A 17,246-nucleotide genomic window follows, 5' to 3' on the forward strand; every position below is an offset into this window, starting at 1 on the left:
TATGCGCTTAGCTTTGAGTCCACTACAAAACCCCTTGGGTGTTGTATGGTTAAGCCTCACGGGCAATTAGTACAGGTTAGCTCAACGCCTCACAACGCTTACACACCCTGCCTATCAACGTTCTAGTCTCGAACAACCCTTTAGGATACTTAAAGTATCAGGGAAGACTCATCTCAGGGCTCGCTTCCCGCTTAGATGCTTTCAGCGGTTATCGATTCCGAACTTAGCTACCGGGCAATGCGTCTGGCGACACAACCCGAACACCAGAGGTTCGTCCACTCCGGTCCTCTCGTACTAGGAGCAGCCCCCTTCAATCTTCCAACGCCCACGGCAGATAGGGACCGAACTGTCTCACGACGTTCTAAACCCAGCTCGCGTACCACTTTAAATGGCGAACAGCCATACCCTTGGGACCGACTTCAGCCCCAGGATGTGATGAGCCGACATCGAGGTGCCAAACACCGCCGTCGATATGAACTCTTGGGCGGTATCAGCCTGTTATCCCCGGAGTACCTTTTATCCGTTGAGCGATGGCCCTTCCATACAGAACCACCGGATCACTATGACCTGCTTTCGCACCTGCTCGAACCGTCATTCTCGCAGTTAAGCGGGCTTATGCCATTGCACTAACCTCACGATGTCCAACCGTGATTAGCCCACCTTCGTGCTCCTCCGTTACTCTTTGGGAGGAGACCGCCCCAGTCAAACTACCCACCAGGCACTGTCCTCACCCCGGATAACGGGGCTAAGTTAGAACATCAAACATACAAGGGTGGTATTTCAAGGACGGCTCCAACGCAACTAGCGTCACGTCTTCAAAGCCTCCCACCTATCCTACACATGTAGGTTCAATGTTCAGTGCCAAGCTGTAGTAAAGGTTCACGGGGTCTTTCCGTCTAGCCGCGGGTACACTGCATCTTCACAGCGATTTCAATTTCACTGAGTCTCGGGTGGAGACAGCGTGGCCATCATTACGCCATTCGTGCAGGTCGGAACTTACCCGACAAGGAATTTCGCTACCTTAGGACCGTTATAGTTACGGCCGCCGTTTACCGGGGCTTCGATCAAGAGCTTCGCTTACGCTAACCCCATCAATTAACCTTCCGGCACCGGGCAGGCGTCACACCGTATACGTCATCTTACGATTTTGCACAGTGCTGTGTTTTTAATAAACAGTTGCAGCCACCTGGTATCTGCGACTCTCATCAGCTCCATCCGCGAGGGACTTCACCATCAAGAGCGTACCTTCTCCCGAAGTTACGGTACCATTTTGCCTAGTTCCTTCACCCGAGTTCTCTCAAGCGCCTTGGTATTCTCTACCCGACCACCTGTGTCGGTTTGGGGTACGATTCCTTACAATCTGAAGCTTAGAGGCTTTTCCTGGAAGCATGGCATCAATGACTTCACTACCGTAGTAGCTCGACGTCGTGTCTCAGCCTTAGAGAGAGCCGGATTTACCTAACCCTCAAGCCTACGCACTTGAACCTGGACAACCGTCGCCAGGCCCACCTAGCCTTCTCCGTCCCCCCATCGCAATTGTAAGAAGTACGGGAATATTAACCCGTTTCCCATCGACTACGCCTTTCGGCCTCGCCTTAGGGGTCGACTTACCCTGCCCCGATTAACGTTGGACAGGAACCCTTGGTCTTCCGGCGGGGAGGTTTTTCACCCCCCTTGTCGTTACTCATGTCAGCATTCGCACTTCTGATACCTCCAGCATGCTTTACAACACACCTTCAACGGCTTACAGAACGCTCCCCTACCCAATACGATAAATCGCATTGCCGCAGCTTCGGTTTACAGCTTAGCCCCGTTACATCTTCCGCGCAGGCCGACTCGACTAGTGAGCTATTACGCTTTCTTTAAATGATGGCTGCTTCTAAGCCAACATCCTAGCTGTCTGAGCCTTCCCACATCGTTTCCCACTTAGCTGTAATTTGGGACCTTAGCTGGCGGTCTGGGTTGTTTCCCTCTCCACGACGGACGTTAGCACCCGCCGTGTGTCTCCCGGATAGTACTTACTGGTATTCGGAGTTTGCAAAGGGTTGGTAAGTCGGGATGACCCCCTAGCCTTAACAGTGCTCTACCCCCAGTAGTATTCGTCCGAGGCGCTACCTAAATAGCTTTCGGGGAGAACCAGCTATCTCCGAGTTTGATTGGCCTTTCACCCCTAGCCACAAGTCATCCGCTAATTTTTCAACATTAGTCGGTTCGGTCCTCCAGTTGATGTTACTCAACCTTCAACCTGCCCATGGCTAGATCACCCGGTTTCGGGTCTATATCCAGAGACTGAACGCCCAGTTAAGACTCGGTTTCCCTACGGCTCCCCTAAATGGTTAACCTTGCCACTGAATATAAGTCGCTGACCCATTATACAAAAGGTACGCAGTCACCCCACGAAGAGGCTCCTACTGCTTGTACGTACACGGTTTCAGGTTCTATTTCACTCCCCTCACAGGGGTTCTTTTCGCCTTTCCCTCACGGTACTGGTTCACTATCGGTCAGTCAGGAGTATTTAGCCTTGGAGGATGGTCCCCCCATATTCAGACAGGATAACACGTGTCCCGCCCTACTCGATTTCACTGAACATGCGCTGTCGGCTACGGGGCTATCACCCTGTTTCGCGGTCCTTTCCAGAACCTTCACCTGACGCATGTAAAGCTTAAGGGCTAATCCAATTTCGCTCGCCGCTACTATCGGAATCTCGGTTGATTTCTTCTCCTCGGGGTACTTAGATGTTTCAGTTCCCCCGGTTCGCTTCATTAACCTATGTATTCAGTTAATGATAACTGCTTATGCAGTTGGGTTTCCCCATTCGGAAATCTCAGACTCAAGTGGCTGTTACTGCCTAATCTGAGCTTATCGCAAGTTACTACGTCCTTCATCGCCTCTGACTGCCAAGGCATCCACCGTGTACGCTTAGTCACTTAACCATACAACCCGAAGGAGTTTCGGGTTGTTGTTAAACAACCTAGGTGTCACACATTTATTTTTCATGAGTGTGTGACTGATTTTGCCGGACTCAATTTGAAGACTTACTGAAACAGTAAGCTTCGATACCAAGCACACTTGAATGTGTTTGTTGGTGTATTCCGTTAAGGAATACATTGAGAACTTTACAAACAATCTTTTAAAAGATTGTTTTGTCAGCTTTCCAAATTGTTAAAGAGCAGATTTTCTACTGAAAACCATGTTTAAGAACACTTAAGCAAATGTGCTTAAAGATGGTGGAGCTAAGCAGGATCGAACTGCTGACCTCCTGCGTGCAAGGCAGGCGCTCTCCCAGCTGAGCTATAGCCCCATCAGGTGTTGATACTGTGTGCCAATCCTCTGGGAGGAAGATTGGTGGGTCTGAGTGGACTCGAACCACCGACCTCTCGCTTATCAGGCGAACGCTCTAACCACCTGAGCTACAGACCCAGTATCGTCTCTAAAACGTATAAACCATCAATCTGTGTGAACACTCATCGCAATAATCATTCGTATAAGGAGGTGATCCAGCGCCAGGTTCCCCTAGCGCTACCTTGTTACGACTTCACCCCAGTCATGAACCACAAAGTGGCAAGCGTCCTCCCGAAGGTTAAACTACCTGCTTCTTTTGCAGCCCACTCCCATGGTGTGACGGGCGGTGTGTACAAGGCCCGGGAACGTATTCACCGTGACATTCTGATTCACGATTACTAGCGATTCCGACTTCATGGAGTCGAGTTGCAGACTCCAATCCGGACTACGACGCACTTTTTGGGATTCGCTCACTTTCGCAAGTTGGCCGCCCTCTGTATGCGCCATTGTAGCACGTGTGTAGCCCTACTCGTAAGGGCCATGATGACTTGACGTCGTCCCCACCTTCCTCCGGTTTATCACCGGCAGTCTCCCTGGAGTTCCCGACATTACTCGCTGGCAAACAAGGATAAGGGTTGCGCTCGTTGCGGGACTTAACCCAACATTTCACAACACGAGCTGACGACAGCCATGCAGCACCTGTCTCAGAGTTCCCGAAGGCACCAAAGCATCTCTGCTAAGTTCTCTGGATGTCAAGAGTAGGTAAGGTTCTTCGCGTTGCATCGAATTAAACCACATGCTCCACCGCTTGTGCGGGCCCCCGTCAATTCATTTGAGTTTTAATCTTGCGACCGTACTCCCCAGGCGGTCTACTTAACGCGTTAGCTCCGAAAGCCACGGCTCAAGGCCACAACCTCCAAGTAGACATCGTTTACGGCGTGGACTACCAGGGTATCTAATCCTGTTTGCTCCCCACGCTTTCGCATCTGAGTGTCAGTATCTGTCCAGGGGGCCGCCTTCGCCACCGGTATTCCTTCAGATCTCTACGCATTTCACCGCTACACCTGAAATTCTACCCCCCTCTACAGTACTCTAGCCTGCCAGTTTCAAATGCAATTCCGAGGTTGAGCCCCGGGCTTTCACATCTGACTTAACAAACCACCTGCATGCGCTTTACGCCCAGTAATTCCGATTAACGCTCGCACCCTCCGTATTACCGCGGCTGCTGGCACGGAGTTAGCCGGTGCTTCTTCTGCAGCTAACGTCAAAAGATACCGCTATTAACGATACCTCCTTCCTCACTGCTGAAAGTACTTTACAACCCGAAGGCCTTCTTCATACACGCGGCATGGCTGCATCAGGCTTGCGCCCATTGTGCAATATTCCCCACTGCTGCCTCCCGTAGGAGTCTGGACCGTGTCTCAGTTCCAGTGTGGCTGATCATCCTCTCAGACCAGCTAGGGATCGTCGCCTTGGTGAGCCCTTACCTCACCAACTAGCTAATCCCACCTGGGCATATCCTGACGCGAGAGGCCCGAAGGTCCCCCTCTTTGAGCCGAAGCTATCATGCGGTATTAGCCATCGTTTCCAATGGTTATCCCCCACATCAGGGCAATTTCCCAGGCATTACTCACCCGTCCGCCGCTCGCCGCCCAACAAATCCCCCGAAGGTTCAATGTTGTCGCTGCCGCTCGACTTGCATGTGTTAGGCCTGCCGCCAGCGTTCAATCTGAGCCATGATCAAACTCTTCAATTAAAGTTTTGGCTCAATGAATACTGATAACATTACTATGTAATGTTGAATTGACTGTGCTCGATACCGAAGTATCAAATTGGTCACTCAGTTCATTGATAAATCTTTTGCAATTATCATCAACGAGTGCCCACACAGATTGATAGGTTTATATTGTTAAAGAGCTTTCTTCCTACTTCAGCGACTGAGTCACCGTGGAAGAGGCGGCCATTCTAGCGAGATAATCATCAGTGTCAAACACTTTTTTCAAATCATTTCGTTTTTCTTTCTGGCCTGTCTGACTAGCCTTGAACCCTTGTGAGCCCTTGCCCTGTCGACGAGGTGGCATTATAGAGATCCGAATCACACTGGCAAGTACTTTTTCTGAAAAAATGCAAAAATAACACTTAAGTGATGAATTAACGCTCAAAGCCTTATTTATCCAACTTTACCCCAATGATACGTACAACTTATCCACAGAGTTATTCTATTTAGCACTTGGATCGCGGTTAGCCCACACCTCTTATATATAGAAAAAGCCGCTAGCGCGGCTTTTTCTATATTAGACACATTAGATACCTGACCCATCTTGCTCAGGAGACTCTTCATGCAGCCCACATTCTCGCTTCAAACCAAAGAATCGCGTTTCTTCTTCGCTCATTCCCGGTTCCCACTTACGCGTGGTATGTGTATCACCAACCGACAGGTAGCCCTCATCCCAAAGCGGGTGATACGGCAGATCGTTGTCTTTCAGGTAATAGTGGACATCTTTATTGGTCCAATCGATCACCGGAAGGAATTTGAAGACACCATTTTGAACCGCAAGAATCGGTAAGGTCGCCCGTGACTTCGATTGCTCACGGCGCAAGCCCGAGAACCAAGTACCAACTTCAAGTTCATGCAGCGCACGGCGCATCGGTTCCACTTTATTGATGCGATTGTATTGCTCAATCCCCGTCACGCCCTGTTCCCACAATTTACCAAAGCGAGCTTCCTGCCACGCGGACGACATCTCTGCGGTGTAAATCTTGAGATTCAGATTCAAACGCTCCGTCAGTTGATCAATAAACTGGTAGGTTTCCGGAAACAAATAGCCCGTGTCGGTCAAAACCACAGGGACATCCTTGTTGACTGACGTCACCAAATGCAGCATCACTGCAGCCTGAATTCCAAAGCTGGAAGAGACCGCATGAGTACCCGGTAAGTTTTCCAGAGCCCAAACGACACGTTCCTGCGCCGTGAGCGTTTCTAAATACGCGTTAACTTCGGCCAAGTGGAGCGCCTGCTCCGCCTTGGTGAGCGTTAACAACTCCGTCAAATTAGGAGTCGCGACGATCTCAGGCATAAAAGTCCCTCTTAGACACGATCACTTCTTGGATGATGCCGGTACGAATCGTGAAATCACCAAACCCTTCACCCACCTCACGCTCTTTCGCCCAACGGCCCACCAGCGTATCAATTTCTTCCAGGATCTGTTTGTCGGTGATGTTCTCTTTATACATCTTCGGCACACGGGTTCCCGCGCGGTTGCCACCGAGGTGCAAATTGTAACGGCCAGGCGCTTTACCCACCAAACCGATTTCAGCCAGCATCGCGCGGCCACAACCGTTCGGACAACCAGTGACACGCAGAATGATGTTGTCTTCTTTTGGCAGCGCGTGTTTTTCCAGAATACCTTCGACCTGAGTGACAAACTCCGGCAGGAAGCGTTCAGCTTCAGCCATCGCCAACGGACAGGTTGGGAACGCCACACACGCCATCGAATTCTTACGCTGCTCGCTGACACTGCTGTCCATTAAGCCATGTGACACTGCCAATGCTTCGATCGCGGCTTTTTGATCAGCCGGGACACCAGCGATGATCAAGTTTTGGTTTGCCGTCATACGGAAATCGCCTTGGTGAATCTTCGCAATTTCCGCCACACCGGTTTTAAGTGGCTTGCCAGGGAAATCTAACAAACGTCCGTTTTCAATGAACAGCGTCAGGTGATGCTTGCCATCGATGCCTTCTACCCAACCGATACGATCCCCGCGTTCAGTGAACTCGTATGGACGGCTATCGCCAAACATCACGCCCGCACGTTTTTCCACTTCCGCTTTAAAGACATCAACGCCAACACGATCCAGCGTGTATTTGGTTTTCGCGTTCTTACGGTTTGAACGGTTACCCCAATCGCGTTGTGTTGTGACCACGGCAGCAGCAACGTCTAACGTTTTATCCAGTGGAATAAAGCCGAAGTCATCAGCGCGACGAGGATAAGTCGAGGTGTCGCCATGCGTCATCGCCAGACCACCGCCCACCAACACGTTAAAGCCAACCAGCTTGCCGTTGTCCGCAATCGCCACGAAGTTAAGATCGTTAGCGTGCACGTCCACGTCATTTTGTGGCGGGATCACCACGGTCGTTTTGAATTTACGCGGTAAGTAGTTACTGCCCAGAATCGGTTCCTCATCGGTGGCTTCCACTTTCTCACCATCCAACCAGATTTCGGCATAAGCGCGCGTTTTTGGCAGCAGATGCTCACTGATTCTCGATGCCCATTCGTACGCTTCTTGGTGCAGCTCAGATTCCACCGGGTTTGAGGTACATAGTACGTTACGGTTTACGTCACCCGCGGTCGCAATCGAATCGATTCCGATGCTGTTGAGTGTCTGGTGCATCAATTTAATGTTCGGTTTCAGAACGCCATGGAACTGAAAGGTCTGGCGGGTCGTCAGACGGATACTGCCATACAGAGAGTGTTCGGTTGCAAACTTATCGATCGCCAGCCACTGTTTTGGCTGGATGATGCCGCCCGGCATACGAGCACGCAGCATCACATTGTGCAGCGGCTCCAGTTTTTGTTTGGTACGTTCGTTGCGAATGTCACGGTCATCCTGCTGATACATGCCGTGGAAGCGGATCAACTGGAAGTTATCAGCGGTAAATCCGCCCGTAATGCGATCTTGCAGATCTTGTTCGATCGTGCCGCGTAGGAAATTACTTTCGCGCTTGAGACGTTCATTATCAGAAAGCGAGCCGAGCACTTCGCCAAGAACTTCCTGTACGTTGTTTTCAATCTTGGTGCTCATTAGTACACATCCCTCTGGTAACGTTTCGCTTTACGAAGCTCATTGAAATATTCTTCTGCTTTTTCACGTGACAGGCCACCCTGTTGCTGCGCGACGACGATCAGCGCTTCATGGACATCTTTCGCCATGCGTGTGGCATCACCACAGATATAAACGTAGGCGCCATCTTGCAGCCATTGCCATACCTGCTCAGCTTGCTCCAACACACGGTGTTGCACGTACACTTTTTCATGTTGGTCACGGCTGAAGGCGACGTCCAAGCGCGTGAGCGCGCCCGACTTCAGGTATTTCTGCCATTCCACTTGGTAAAGGAAATCTTGGGTGAAGGTGCGATCGCCAAAGAACAACCAGCTCTTACCATCCGCTCCGCGGTTATCACGCTCTTGGATAAAGCTGCGGAACGGCGCAATACCAGTACCCGGGCCAATCATGATCACTGGCGTTGAATCATCTTGCGGCAGTTTGAAGTTGTTGTTGTGCTCGATGAACACTTTCACCGACTCACCTTCCTCCAAACGCTGCCCCAAAAAGCTGGACGCGCCGCCTTGACGAACTTCGCCATCCACATCGTATTCCACGATGCCCACCGTCAAGTGCACTTCTTCATCCACTTCCGATTGGCTGGATGCGATAGAGTACAGACGTGGCGTGAGGCGACGTAGCAGAGAAATCAATTGTTCAGCTGAGAGCTTGGTTTTCTTTTCTTTTAGTACATCGACAATTTGAGTGTTTACCGCGTATTCACGTAGCTTGTCTTTATCTTCCACCAGCTTTTGCAGTTTCTTACTGCCAGACAGCTCAGCAAACTTAGTGACGAACTGCGGATTCGAACCCGTGATTTCGTATTTGCTGACCAGTGCGCTGTGCAGCGATAAACTCTCACCATCAACTTCGACACTTTCAACACCAGACAAACCTGCCGCCGCCAACACAGCATTCGCCAGTTCTGCACTGTTTTCATACCATACGCCCAACGCATCACCCGGTTGATAAGTCAGACCCGAGTCTGCCAAATCGATTTCGATGTGACGCACGTCTTTGCCCGAATCGCGGCCAGTGATTTTCTGGCTGGTCAGCAATGTCGCGGTGTAAGGATTTTGTTTGTTGTACTGAGAGTGAGAAGTCGTGGCTTGGCCAACGGGCAACTGAACCACTTCCGCCTGGCTACCCGCCAACGCTTCTTTAACACTTTCTAGTGCTTTAGCACGCCATTCGGCAGCAGGAGCGTCATAGTCCACATCACAATCAACGCGATCGATAAAGCGTTTCGCGCCCAGTTTTTCAAGGAAAGCATCGAAGTCTTTACCAGTTTGGCAGAAAAACTCATAGCTCGAGTCACCCAAGCCAATCACACCGTATTGCAGGTTTGGCAGTTTCGGAGCTTTTTTCGATTGCAGGAATTCATGCAGCTCCAGCGCGTTGTCCGGCGCTTCGCCTTCACCATTGGTTGAAGCCACAAAGATCACATGCGTTTCTTTCGCCAGATCTTTGCCTTTGTAATCACTGGCATCAAATAATTGTACCGTGATACCAGCAGCCTGAGCTTCCTGTTCTAATGCTTCGGCCACACCTTTAGCGTTACCGGTTTGCGAAGCAAAGATAATGGTCAGCTTACCTGCAGGTTTTGCGGAGGTCAGAGCAGCCGCCTGAGTCAAAGGTGCTGAAGCGCCCAGAGTCTGAGACTGGCTTAGCCCCCAGAAATAACCGCTCACCCAAGCCATTTGCTGAGGTGAGAGTTGTGAAATCGTTTGTTGCAGCTGGTTTAGCTGCGAGTCGTTGAGTGGGCTTGCAAGCCCAGCTAGCTCTTTTGGTATGGTGTTTCCTGAAGACATTGTCACGACTTCCTTATTCATTGCGTGACGATAGATTAACCACTCCTCTTAATAACAAGAAAGAATAGATGAGCATGTTTTATAACTTTTTGGAAGTAAGGCGGGTAACATTTCACCTTACTTAGATTCCACTCTCACCTGCTTAAATCCCACCGCCATCGCCGATTTAGAAGCCTGGTCAAGATCGATGTAATGGCACTCCTCGCCATTCGTGCCAGTCAGCAGCACAAATCCTCCCCGTTGGTGACGAAATTCCACAATCCACGCGCCTTCTTCTGAAGAGGGTTCAATTATGGCTTCTACAAGTTGGTTCTCGCGGTAAAGGTTTCTCAGTTCCGTGATAGTCATCGCCACTCTCACTCATATTGCCGATCCATCACATTAAGCATGGTCTATTTCGGGAAGATTGCGAATTCTGCTGATGAGATTGTCGTTAACAGAACAAAAACGCCACCGGAAAGCGGTGGCGTTTAAAGTAAGAGAAAGAGGTTCAGAAGCGGAACTCTGCACCCAGAAACCAACCGTCAACAAAGACGTAGGACGTTTCGGTATCTGGAGATTGCTTGGCGAGATCTTCAAATTCCAAATCGATGACGCGGTAGCCACCTTTGATGGTCCATAAGCCCTCTTGGATTGGCAGTCGATACTGAATCCCAGCCGTCACGTCAGAACTCTTAATCCCGCTGCTGTTACCAACATCGAACTGACCGATAACATCAAAATTGGTATCCGGGATCGACAGCGCCGCTGACGCGTACCAGTTAAAAGTGGTTTCATCAAAATCGTAAGTTCTGGTATCCAGCGCTTGGTAGTCGGTATTGCTGTAGCGAGTAAGCGTTACGCCGGCATCGAAGTTCATCAGCTCATGATGAAGCAGCGTGTAATAGAAGGTGTAGTCCCATTTGTCATAAGACGCATAGTCTGCATCAACACTGGTATAACGCACACTGACGTTGGGCAGGTAACGGATATCACTTTCGACCGCAGCATGGAAAGAAGGAGCGTAATCCGTATCACGGCGAATTTCGTCAATCTTAGTACTTCCTCGCCACATCTCAGCACCCACGTTCACAGTGTACGAAGAATCCTCACACCATGCCGTGGAAGAAAGCGATAAAAACGCCGTTGTTACTATCGCCATAGCTGGCTTATTCATTGTTGTCGCTCCTGTCCAAGTACACATTTTCAGCCATATTCAATATCGGCATATTAGCACACAAGCCAGCTTAGTTAAGGACAGGACGCTATTCTTAACGCGGAATTTGCTGATAGTGGCGGTACACCCAGACACCAAGTGCAATCACGATAATCCAAGGGAGCAACTTAATTGCAAACCCTAACATGCTCAGTAACATCAGCACCACAAAGGCAACAGCGGCAGCAATCAGCGCCCCAAACACCGTGAGTCCGGTGACCAACAGACTGGCCACAAAGACCAGAATAAAAATCAGCTCAATCATCATTGCTCTCCTTTTTACTCCAACACTGCACGTTTCGCGCCAAGCAAAACAAGCACGGTAATTGACTGTTCTAAAAAGGAAAAAATAAAAAGGCCGTGAAAACACTACTTCCACGGCCTCTATTAATTGGTTAAAGTCACCATAAATTGGCGAAATTTACACATCCAACTCCTGATAAGGAATTTTGGCCAGCGCCTGCTCGACCACTTCAATACCAGCGCCCGCTTTGTGTGCGTTTTCACTGATATGGCGACGCCACTGACGCGCGCCCGGCATATTCTGGAACAAGCCCAGCATATGACGAGTAATGTGGCCCAGATAGCTCCCCTGTGCCAGTTGCTGCTCAATGTACGGATACATTTCTTGCACCACCTGCGAACGCTTCTTCACCGGCGTATCCAGACCAAAGATTTGCTGATCCACTTCTGCCAGCAAGTATGGGCTTTGGTACGCTTCACGGCCGATCATGACGCCATCCAAATGTTGGAGATGTTCTTTGGCTTCAGCCAACGTCTTCACCCCACCATTAACAGCGATGGTCAGATGTGGAAAATCCTGCTTAAGCTGATACGCGCGAGGGTAATCCAGCGGCGGGATCTCGCGGTTCTCTTTCGGGCTCAAACCGCTCAACCACGCTTTGCGTGCATGAATGGTGAACTGCTCGCAGCCACCTTTTTCAGACACCAACGTAACGAAGTTAGTCAGAAACTCATACGAGTCCTGATCGTCGATACCGATACGGGTTTTCACCGTTACCGGAATATCCACCACCTCTTTCATCGCCGCGACACACTGCGCAACCAAATCAGGTTCCGCCATCAAGCAAGCACCAAAGCGGCCGTTCTGTACGCGATCTGACGGACAGCCGACATTGAGGTTAATTTCATCGTAACCGCGTTCCTGCGCCAGTTTGGCACAACGCGCCAGATCCGCTGGGTTCGAACCACCAAGCTGCAACGCAACCGGGTGTTCCTCCTCATTGTACGCCAAGAAGTCACCCTTTCCATGGATGATCGCACCTGTGGTTACCATTTCGGTATAAAGCAAGGTTTGCGATGACAGCAAACGATGGAAATAGCGGCAGTGGCGGTCAGTCCAATCCAACATTGGCGCCACAGAAAGCCGACATGAGTGAGTCATTGGTTCAACATCCCCATTTCAATCAACAAGCATTCGGCCACCGGGTGACCAAAAAGAAAGTTTGGCATTGTAATCGCTTCTGTTTATATCGCCAACAGTTCTTCGGTAGTATCGTTTTACGGCAAGATAAGGTAACTTAGCGCTTATCTATGGGAATATCGTTGTTAGTGTTTGAATCAAGCCAGATTTATTGATGAGCAAAACGATATTCATCCGGAAATAGTATATGATTACTAAAGTCCGACGGTTATGGTGATAGATTTGGACAATAAGCTTACCAAACAGATTGAAGAAATATGTGCGGCACGAGGTGTCAGGCTGACTTCTCAGCGAAAACGGGTATTTGAGCTCATCTGTGCCAGCAAAAAAGCCTCCAGTGCTTATGAATTGCTGGAAGATCTGAAGCAGAGTGAACCTCAGGCGAAACCACCCACGGTATACCGGGCGCTGGATTTTCTGATGGAACAAGGCTTCATACACCGGGTGGAATCAACCAACAGCTTTATATCCTGCTGCTCCTGTAATGCCCATAAGCACTTTTCTCAGCTATTGATTTGTGACCAGTGCGGCAACGTTATTGAATTGCAAGATGATAGTCTGATAGCCTTGCTGGCAAACAACGCGGAGAAACACGGCTTTAAAATCGTCAATCATGTGATTGAGTCTCATGGTGTATGCCAATCGTGTTCCTCGAAGTAAAGAATGAAACAATAGAAGAAGGTTATGCGCGCTGAATTTGTAAACCCGTTTTTAGCGTCTCTGCTGAACGTGTTAAAAACGATGGCTTCTCTCGAACTGAAGCCTCAGAAACCTCGTCTGAAAAAAGACGAAATTGCCCGAGGTGATGTGTCCGGCCTGATTGGTATGGTTGGGCAGCAAACTCGCGGCTCCATGTCGATCACTTTCGATGAAAGTCTGGCTCTGGAAATTATGCAGAATATGCTGGGCGAGCGACCGAACGGGTTAAATGAAGAAGTGACGGACATGGTGGGTGAAATCACCAACATGGTCACTGGCGGCGCGAAACGTATTCTGGCCGAAAGTGGGTTTGATTTTGATATGGCAACCCCGGTTGTTGTTTCCGGCAAGGGACACACCATTCGTCACAAATGTGAAGGTTCGATCATCATCATGCCATTTGCCTCGCAGTGGGGAAATGCCTTCATCGAAATCTGTTTCGAATAACCTTTCTGATTCAATTCCAATAAAAAGCGGATGCCAAGGCATCCGCTTTTTTTATCTGTGACTCCGGGCCTAGACCCGGAATCGCCTAATTAGCCACGAAACGCTTTAAATGCGTTGATCAGGCCATTCGTTGAACTGTCGTGAGAGCTGATTTGCGCGCCATCTGCCAGTTCAGGCAGGATTTGGTTTGCCAGCTGTTTGCCCAGTTCCACACCCCATTGGTCAAAGGTGAAGATGTTCCAAATCACGCCCTGAACGAAGATTTTGTGTTCGTACATTGCGATCAGGTTACCCAGCGAACGTGGGGTAATTTGTTTCACCAGAATAGAGTTCGTCGGACGGTTACCTTCAAACACTTTGAATGGAATCAGTGCCGCTACTTCTTCTTCTGTTTTACCCGCTTTGATGAATTCTGCTTTCACCACTTCTGCTGATTTACCGAATGCCAACGCTTCTGTTTGCGCGAAGAAGTTCGACATCAGTTTCTGATGGTGATCGCTGACGGCATTGTGAGTCAGAGCTGGTGCGATGAAGTCACAAGGGATCAGCTTCGTGCCTTGATGAATCAGCTGGTAGAACGCGTGCTGACCGTTCGTGCCTGGTTCACCCCAAATGATTGGTCCCGTCTGGTAAGTCACCGGGTTGCCGTCGCGGTCAACGAACTTGCCATTAGATTCCATGTTGCCTTGCTGGAAGTAAGCTGCAAAGCGGTGCATGTACTGATCGTATGGCAGAATCGCTTCTGATTCGGCACCGTGGAAGTTGTTGTACCAAATACCAATCAACGCCAGGATCATTGGGATGTTGCTTTCGAACGGAGTTTCAACGAAATGCTTATCCATTTCATGCGCGCCCGTCAGCAGCTCAACGAAGTTGTCAAAACCGATCGACAGAATGATAGACAGGCCGATTGCAGACCACAGAGAGTAACGACCACCAACCCAGTCCCAGAACTCGAACATGTTGTCGGTATCAATACCAAATTCCGCTACCGCTTGTGCGTTGGTTGACAGCGCCGCGAAGTGTTTTGCTACGTGTGCGTCATCGCCAGCGGTTGCCAGGAACCAGTCACGCGCAGAGTGCGCATTGGTCATGGTTTCTTGCGTGGTGAAGGTTTTTGAAGCGACCAGGAACAGCGTCGTTTCCGGATTCACTTTCTTCAGCGTTTCTGCAATGTGCGTACCATCGACGTTAGACACAAAGTGCATGGTCAGGTGGTTTTTGTATGGTGTCAGCGCTTCAGTCACCATGTAGGGACCGAGGTCAGAGCCACCGATACCGATGTTGACAACGTCAGTGATCGCTTTGCCAGTAAAGCCTTTCCACTCACCGCCAATGATACGTTCAGAGAAAGATTTCATTTTCTCAAGCACAGCATTCACTGCTGGCATGACATCTTCGCCTTTCACCATCACTGGCGTATTGCTGCGATTACGCAACGCGGTGTGCAGCACAGAACGGCCTTCAGTCTGGTTGATCGCTTCACCACTGAACATCGCCTGAATCGCGCTTTTCACGTCGGTCTCTTCAGCCAGAGCGAACAGGTGCTTCATGGTTTCTTCATTGACCAGGTTCTTAGAGTAGTCGACCAGAATGTCGTTACCGAAACGAGTCGAGTATTTTGCGAAACGCTGGCTGTCCTCTGCGAACAGAGTTTTGAGGTCCATATCCTGCGCCGATTCAAAATGCGCGGTCAGTGCTTTCCAAGCTTGAGTTTGCGTTGGATTGATATTTTTCAACATGGTATCTATCCCGATGTTACTGTCGATTTTATTCCACTAATCTTAGTCACTGGCGCCAAGAATGCAGAATCCCCGATTAAGCAAAAAGAAAATGATAAAATTCTCTGCCTGAAGCAGATCAAAGTGTAATAAATTTTCAATGCACAATTATGACTCAGCTCATGTACCCCCACATTGAGTTAAGTCACGTAAACGCCGAGTGTTTACCCAATTGTGTTGCAATCACTTGGCGCCAACCATAGCGTTTATCTGCCCGTTTGCCAATCAGATTATGGAGAGATGAGAATGTGGGCTCAACAGCAAATTCACCTGCGTGCATATCCACGAGGCTTTCATTTGATTACTGATGAAATTGAACAACAATTACCTCAGTTGGCTGATATTTCTGTCGGTTTGCTACATCTATTTATTCAACATACATCCGCCAGTCTGACCATCAACGAAAATGCGGATCCAACGGTTCGTTCGGACATGGAACAGCACTTTAATCACTTTGTTCCCGAACGCGCACCGTATTATGTCCACACCTACGAAGGTGATGATGACATGCCCGCTCACATCAAAGCGTCGTTGCTCGGCTCCAGCGTGACGATTCCCATTTCGCAAGGTCGTTTAGCTTTGGGAACATGGCAAGGCATTTACTTAGGCGAGCACCGTGACCACGGTGGCAAACGCCGCCTGGTTGCGACGCTGCAAGGGGAATAAAAAAGCAGGCCTATCGGCCTGCTCCGTAATATGACATGTCAACGCGGGAGGTCAGTTTAGTCACTAACTCATAACCCAGTGTGCCAATGTGGCTGGCCACTTCTTCGACAGGCAGTTCACTGCCCCACAAAATGGCTTCATCACCGACTTTGTCCTTGGCGTCCGGTCCTAGATCGACCGTCAGCATATCCATCGAAACGCGACCAGCCAAAGGCACAATACGACCATTGACCACCACGGGTGTACCATTCGGTGCCGTGCGTGGATAACCATCACCGTAACCAATCGCAATCACACCGATTTTGGTGTCACGTGCGCTGGTCCAGATAGCGCCATAACCGACACTCTCCCCGGCTTTCACATCACGAACCGCAATGAGGTGTGATTTCAGAGTCATCACCGGTTGATAACCCAGCTGCTGAGCATTCTTGTCAGCAAAGGGCGACACGCCGTACATGATGATTCCAGGGCGAACCCATTCCATCTGGCTTCGCGGCCACGCCAGCAAGCCTGCCGATGCCGCCATTGAGCGCTCACCTTCACAGCCGTTAGTCAACGACAAAAATAGTTCAATTTGTTCGTTTGTCGTGGATTTATCCAGCTCATCGGCACAACCAAAATGGCTCATATAGCGCAGTGGCTTCGCCACATTGTTGCAAGCATGCAACCGTTCCACAAACTGCGCGTACTGCTCCGGACGTACACCCAAACGGTGCATGCCACTGTCGATTTTCAGCCACACCACCACCGGCGTTTCCAATTCGGCGCTTTCCAGTGCCTGCAACTGTTCTTCGCAGTGCAGCACGGTTTGAATATTGTTGGTCACCAAAACTGGTAAATCACCCGCTGAATAGAACCCTTCAAGCAGCAGAATCGGTTTAACCACACCGCTGGCACGTAATTGCAGCGCTTCTTCGATACGAGCCACGCCAAAGGCATCTGCACCTAAAGCATGTTTAGCAACATGACGCAGACCATGCCCGTACCCGTTTGCTTTCACCACGGCCATCAATTTACTGTTGGGCGCTTGCTGCTTAATCTGTTGCAGGTTGTGCTGTAGAGCGTCCAGGTTAATACAGGCCGTCGCGGCTTTCATG

At 49.9% G+C, this 17,246-nt stretch carries 12 protein-coding genes, 2 tRNA genes and 2 rRNA genes; 3 read left to right on the forward strand and 13 right to left on the reverse strand.

Annotated features, from left to right (window positions below):
* Positions 1-45 precede the first annotated feature (45 nt).
* From DYA43_RS12630 to dusA, 11 genes are all read right to left on the reverse strand, one after another.
* Positions 46-2,933: ribosomal RNA gene (locus tag DYA43_RS12630) — 23S ribosomal RNA — on the reverse strand.
* Between the two features lie 292 nt (positions 2,934-3,225).
* Positions 3,226-3,301, reverse strand: a tRNA-Ala gene (locus DYA43_RS12635).
* Positions 3,302-3,343: 42 nt separating this feature from the next.
* A tRNA-Ile gene (locus DYA43_RS12640) sits at positions 3,344-3,420 on the reverse strand.
* A 65-nt stretch (positions 3,421-3,485) separates the two neighbouring features.
* Positions 3,486-5,038 (reverse strand): 16S ribosomal RNA (locus tag DYA43_RS12645).
* The 16S and 23S rRNA genes sit together here with 2 tRNA genes alongside, the layout of an rRNA operon.
* Positions 5,039-5,585: 547 nt before the next feature.
* Complete coding sequence (locus tag DYA43_RS12655) at positions 5,586-6,359, reverse strand: phosphoadenylyl-sulfate reductase (protein WP_061056945.1); 774 nt, start codon at positions 6,357-6,359, stop codon at positions 5,586-5,588.
* Entirely contained in the window at positions 6,352-8,085 is a 1,734-nt protein-coding gene (gene cysI / locus DYA43_RS12660) for an assimilatory sulfite reductase (NADPH) hemoprotein subunit (protein WP_061056946.1), read from the reverse strand. Before cysI ends, DYA43_RS12655 begins: the two co-directional genes overlap by 8 nt.
* The gene (locus DYA43_RS12665) at positions 8,085-9,938 is read right to left on the reverse strand and encodes an assimilatory sulfite reductase (NADPH) flavoprotein subunit (protein ID WP_172465284.1); all 1,854 of its coding nucleotides are present in this window, start codon (positions 9,936-9,938) and stop codon (positions 8,085-8,087) included. The genes cysI and DYA43_RS12665 overlap by 1 nt, the downstream gene beginning before the upstream one ends.
* Positions 9,939-10,034: 96 nt before the next feature.
* Positions 10,035-10,265 (reverse strand): hypothetical protein, encoded by a 231-nt coding sequence (locus DYA43_RS12670; protein ID WP_024374468.1) that lies wholly within the window; start codon positions 10,263-10,265, stop codon positions 10,035-10,037.
* 142 nt (positions 10,266-10,407) lie between these two features.
* Positions 10,408-11,073, reverse strand: a complete 666-nt coding sequence (locus tag DYA43_RS12675; RefSeq protein WP_020332701.1) for a TIGR04219 family outer membrane beta-barrel protein — start codon at positions 11,071-11,073, stop codon at positions 10,408-10,410.
* Positions 11,074-11,167: 94 nt separating this feature from the next.
* Positions 11,168-11,377, reverse strand: a complete 210-nt coding sequence (gene pspG, locus DYA43_RS12680; protein ID WP_032080834.1) for an envelope stress response protein PspG — start codon at positions 11,375-11,377, stop codon at positions 11,168-11,170.
* Positions 11,378-11,533: 156 nt separating this feature from the next.
* A complete protein-coding gene (gene dusA, locus DYA43_RS12685) occupies positions 11,534-12,517 on the reverse strand; it encodes a tRNA dihydrouridine(20/20a) synthase DusA (protein WP_081094786.1) in 984 nt (327 codons plus the stop codon).
* 249 nt (positions 12,518-12,766) lie between these two features.
* Between dusA and zur the strand changes: the two genes are divergently transcribed.
* Together zur and DYA43_RS12695 are read left to right on the forward strand one after the other, a co-directional pair.
* Positions 12,767-13,216: a zinc uptake transcriptional repressor Zur gene (gene zur, locus DYA43_RS12690; RefSeq protein ID WP_061056948.1), complete on the forward strand. Its 450-nt coding sequence runs from the start codon at positions 12,767-12,769 to the stop codon at positions 13,214-13,216.
* A 24-nt stretch (positions 13,217-13,240) separates the two neighbouring features.
* Positions 13,241-13,702, forward strand: coding sequence for a chemotaxis protein CheX (locus tag DYA43_RS12695; RefSeq protein ID WP_020433733.1), 462 nt, complete (start codon positions 13,241-13,243; stop codon positions 13,700-13,702).
* Positions 13,703-13,791: 89 nt separating this feature from the next.
* Here the strand turns inward: DYA43_RS12695 and pgi are convergent, their stop codons facing one another.
* A complete protein-coding gene (gene pgi / locus DYA43_RS12700) occupies positions 13,792-15,444 on the reverse strand; it encodes a glucose-6-phosphate isomerase (protein ID WP_055453706.1) in 1,653 nt (550 codons plus the stop codon).
* A 285-nt stretch (positions 15,445-15,729) separates the two neighbouring features.
* On the opposite strand from pgi, the gene DYA43_RS12705 reads away from it, so the two are divergent.
* The gene (locus DYA43_RS12705) at positions 15,730-16,149 is read left to right on the forward strand and encodes a secondary thiamine-phosphate synthase enzyme YjbQ (RefSeq protein ID WP_061056949.1); all 420 of its coding nucleotides are present in this window, start codon (positions 15,730-15,732) and stop codon (positions 16,147-16,149) included.
* 10 nt (positions 16,150-16,159) lie between these two features.
* Here the strand turns inward: DYA43_RS12705 and alr are convergent, their stop codons facing one another.
* Positions 16,160-17,245, reverse strand: a complete 1,086-nt coding sequence (gene alr, locus DYA43_RS12710; RefSeq protein ID WP_061057242.1) for an alanine racemase — start codon at positions 17,243-17,245, stop codon at positions 16,160-16,162.
* Position 17,246: the final 1 nt, after the last annotated feature.

Origin of the sequence: Vibrio fluvialis, from assembly GCF_900460245.1 — a bacterium.
GTDB lineage: Bacteria > Pseudomonadota > Gammaproteobacteria > Enterobacterales > Vibrionaceae > Vibrio > Vibrio fluvialis.

Coding starts and splice junctions, on each gene's coding strand:
- DYA43_RS12655 (WP_061056945.1), bottom strand. CDS start 6,359: ATGCCTGAGATCGTCGCGACTCCTAATTTGACGGAGTTGTTAACGCTC.
- cysI (WP_061056946.1), bottom strand. CDS start 8,085: ATGAGCACCAAGATTGAAAACAACGTACAGGAAGTTCTTGGCGAAGTG.
- DYA43_RS12665 (WP_172465284.1), bottom strand. CDS start 9,938: ATGAATAAGGAAGTCGTGACAATGTCTTCAGGAAACACCATACCAAAA.
- DYA43_RS12670 (WP_024374468.1), bottom strand. CDS start 10,265: ATGACTATCACGGAACTGAGAAACCTTTACCGCGAGAACCAACTTGTA.
- DYA43_RS12675 (WP_020332701.1), bottom strand. CDS start 11,073: ATGAATAAGCCAGCTATGGCGATAGTAACAACGGCGTTTTTATCGCTT.
- pspG (WP_032080834.1), bottom strand. CDS start 11,377: ATGATTGAGCTGATTTTTATTCTGGTCTTTGTGGCCAGTCTGTTGGTC.
- dusA (WP_081094786.1), bottom strand. CDS start 12,517: ATGACTCACTCATGTCGGCTTTCTGTGGCGCCAATGTTGGATTGGACT.
- zur (WP_061056948.1), top strand. CDS start 12,767: ATGGTGATAGATTTGGACAATAAGCTTACCAAACAGATTGAAGAAATA.
- DYA43_RS12695 (WP_020433733.1), top strand. CDS start 13,241: ATGCGCGCTGAATTTGTAAACCCGTTTTTAGCGTCTCTGCTGAACGTG.
- pgi (WP_055453706.1), bottom strand. CDS start 15,444: ATGTTGAAAAATATCAATCCAACGCAAACTCAAGCTTGGAAAGCACTG.
- DYA43_RS12705 (WP_061056949.1), top strand. CDS start 15,730: ATGTGGGCTCAACAGCAAATTCACCTGCGTGCATATCCACGAGGCTTT.
- alr (WP_061057242.1), bottom strand. CDS start 17,245: ATGAAAGCCGCGACGGCCTGTATTAACCTGGACGCTCTACAGCACAAC.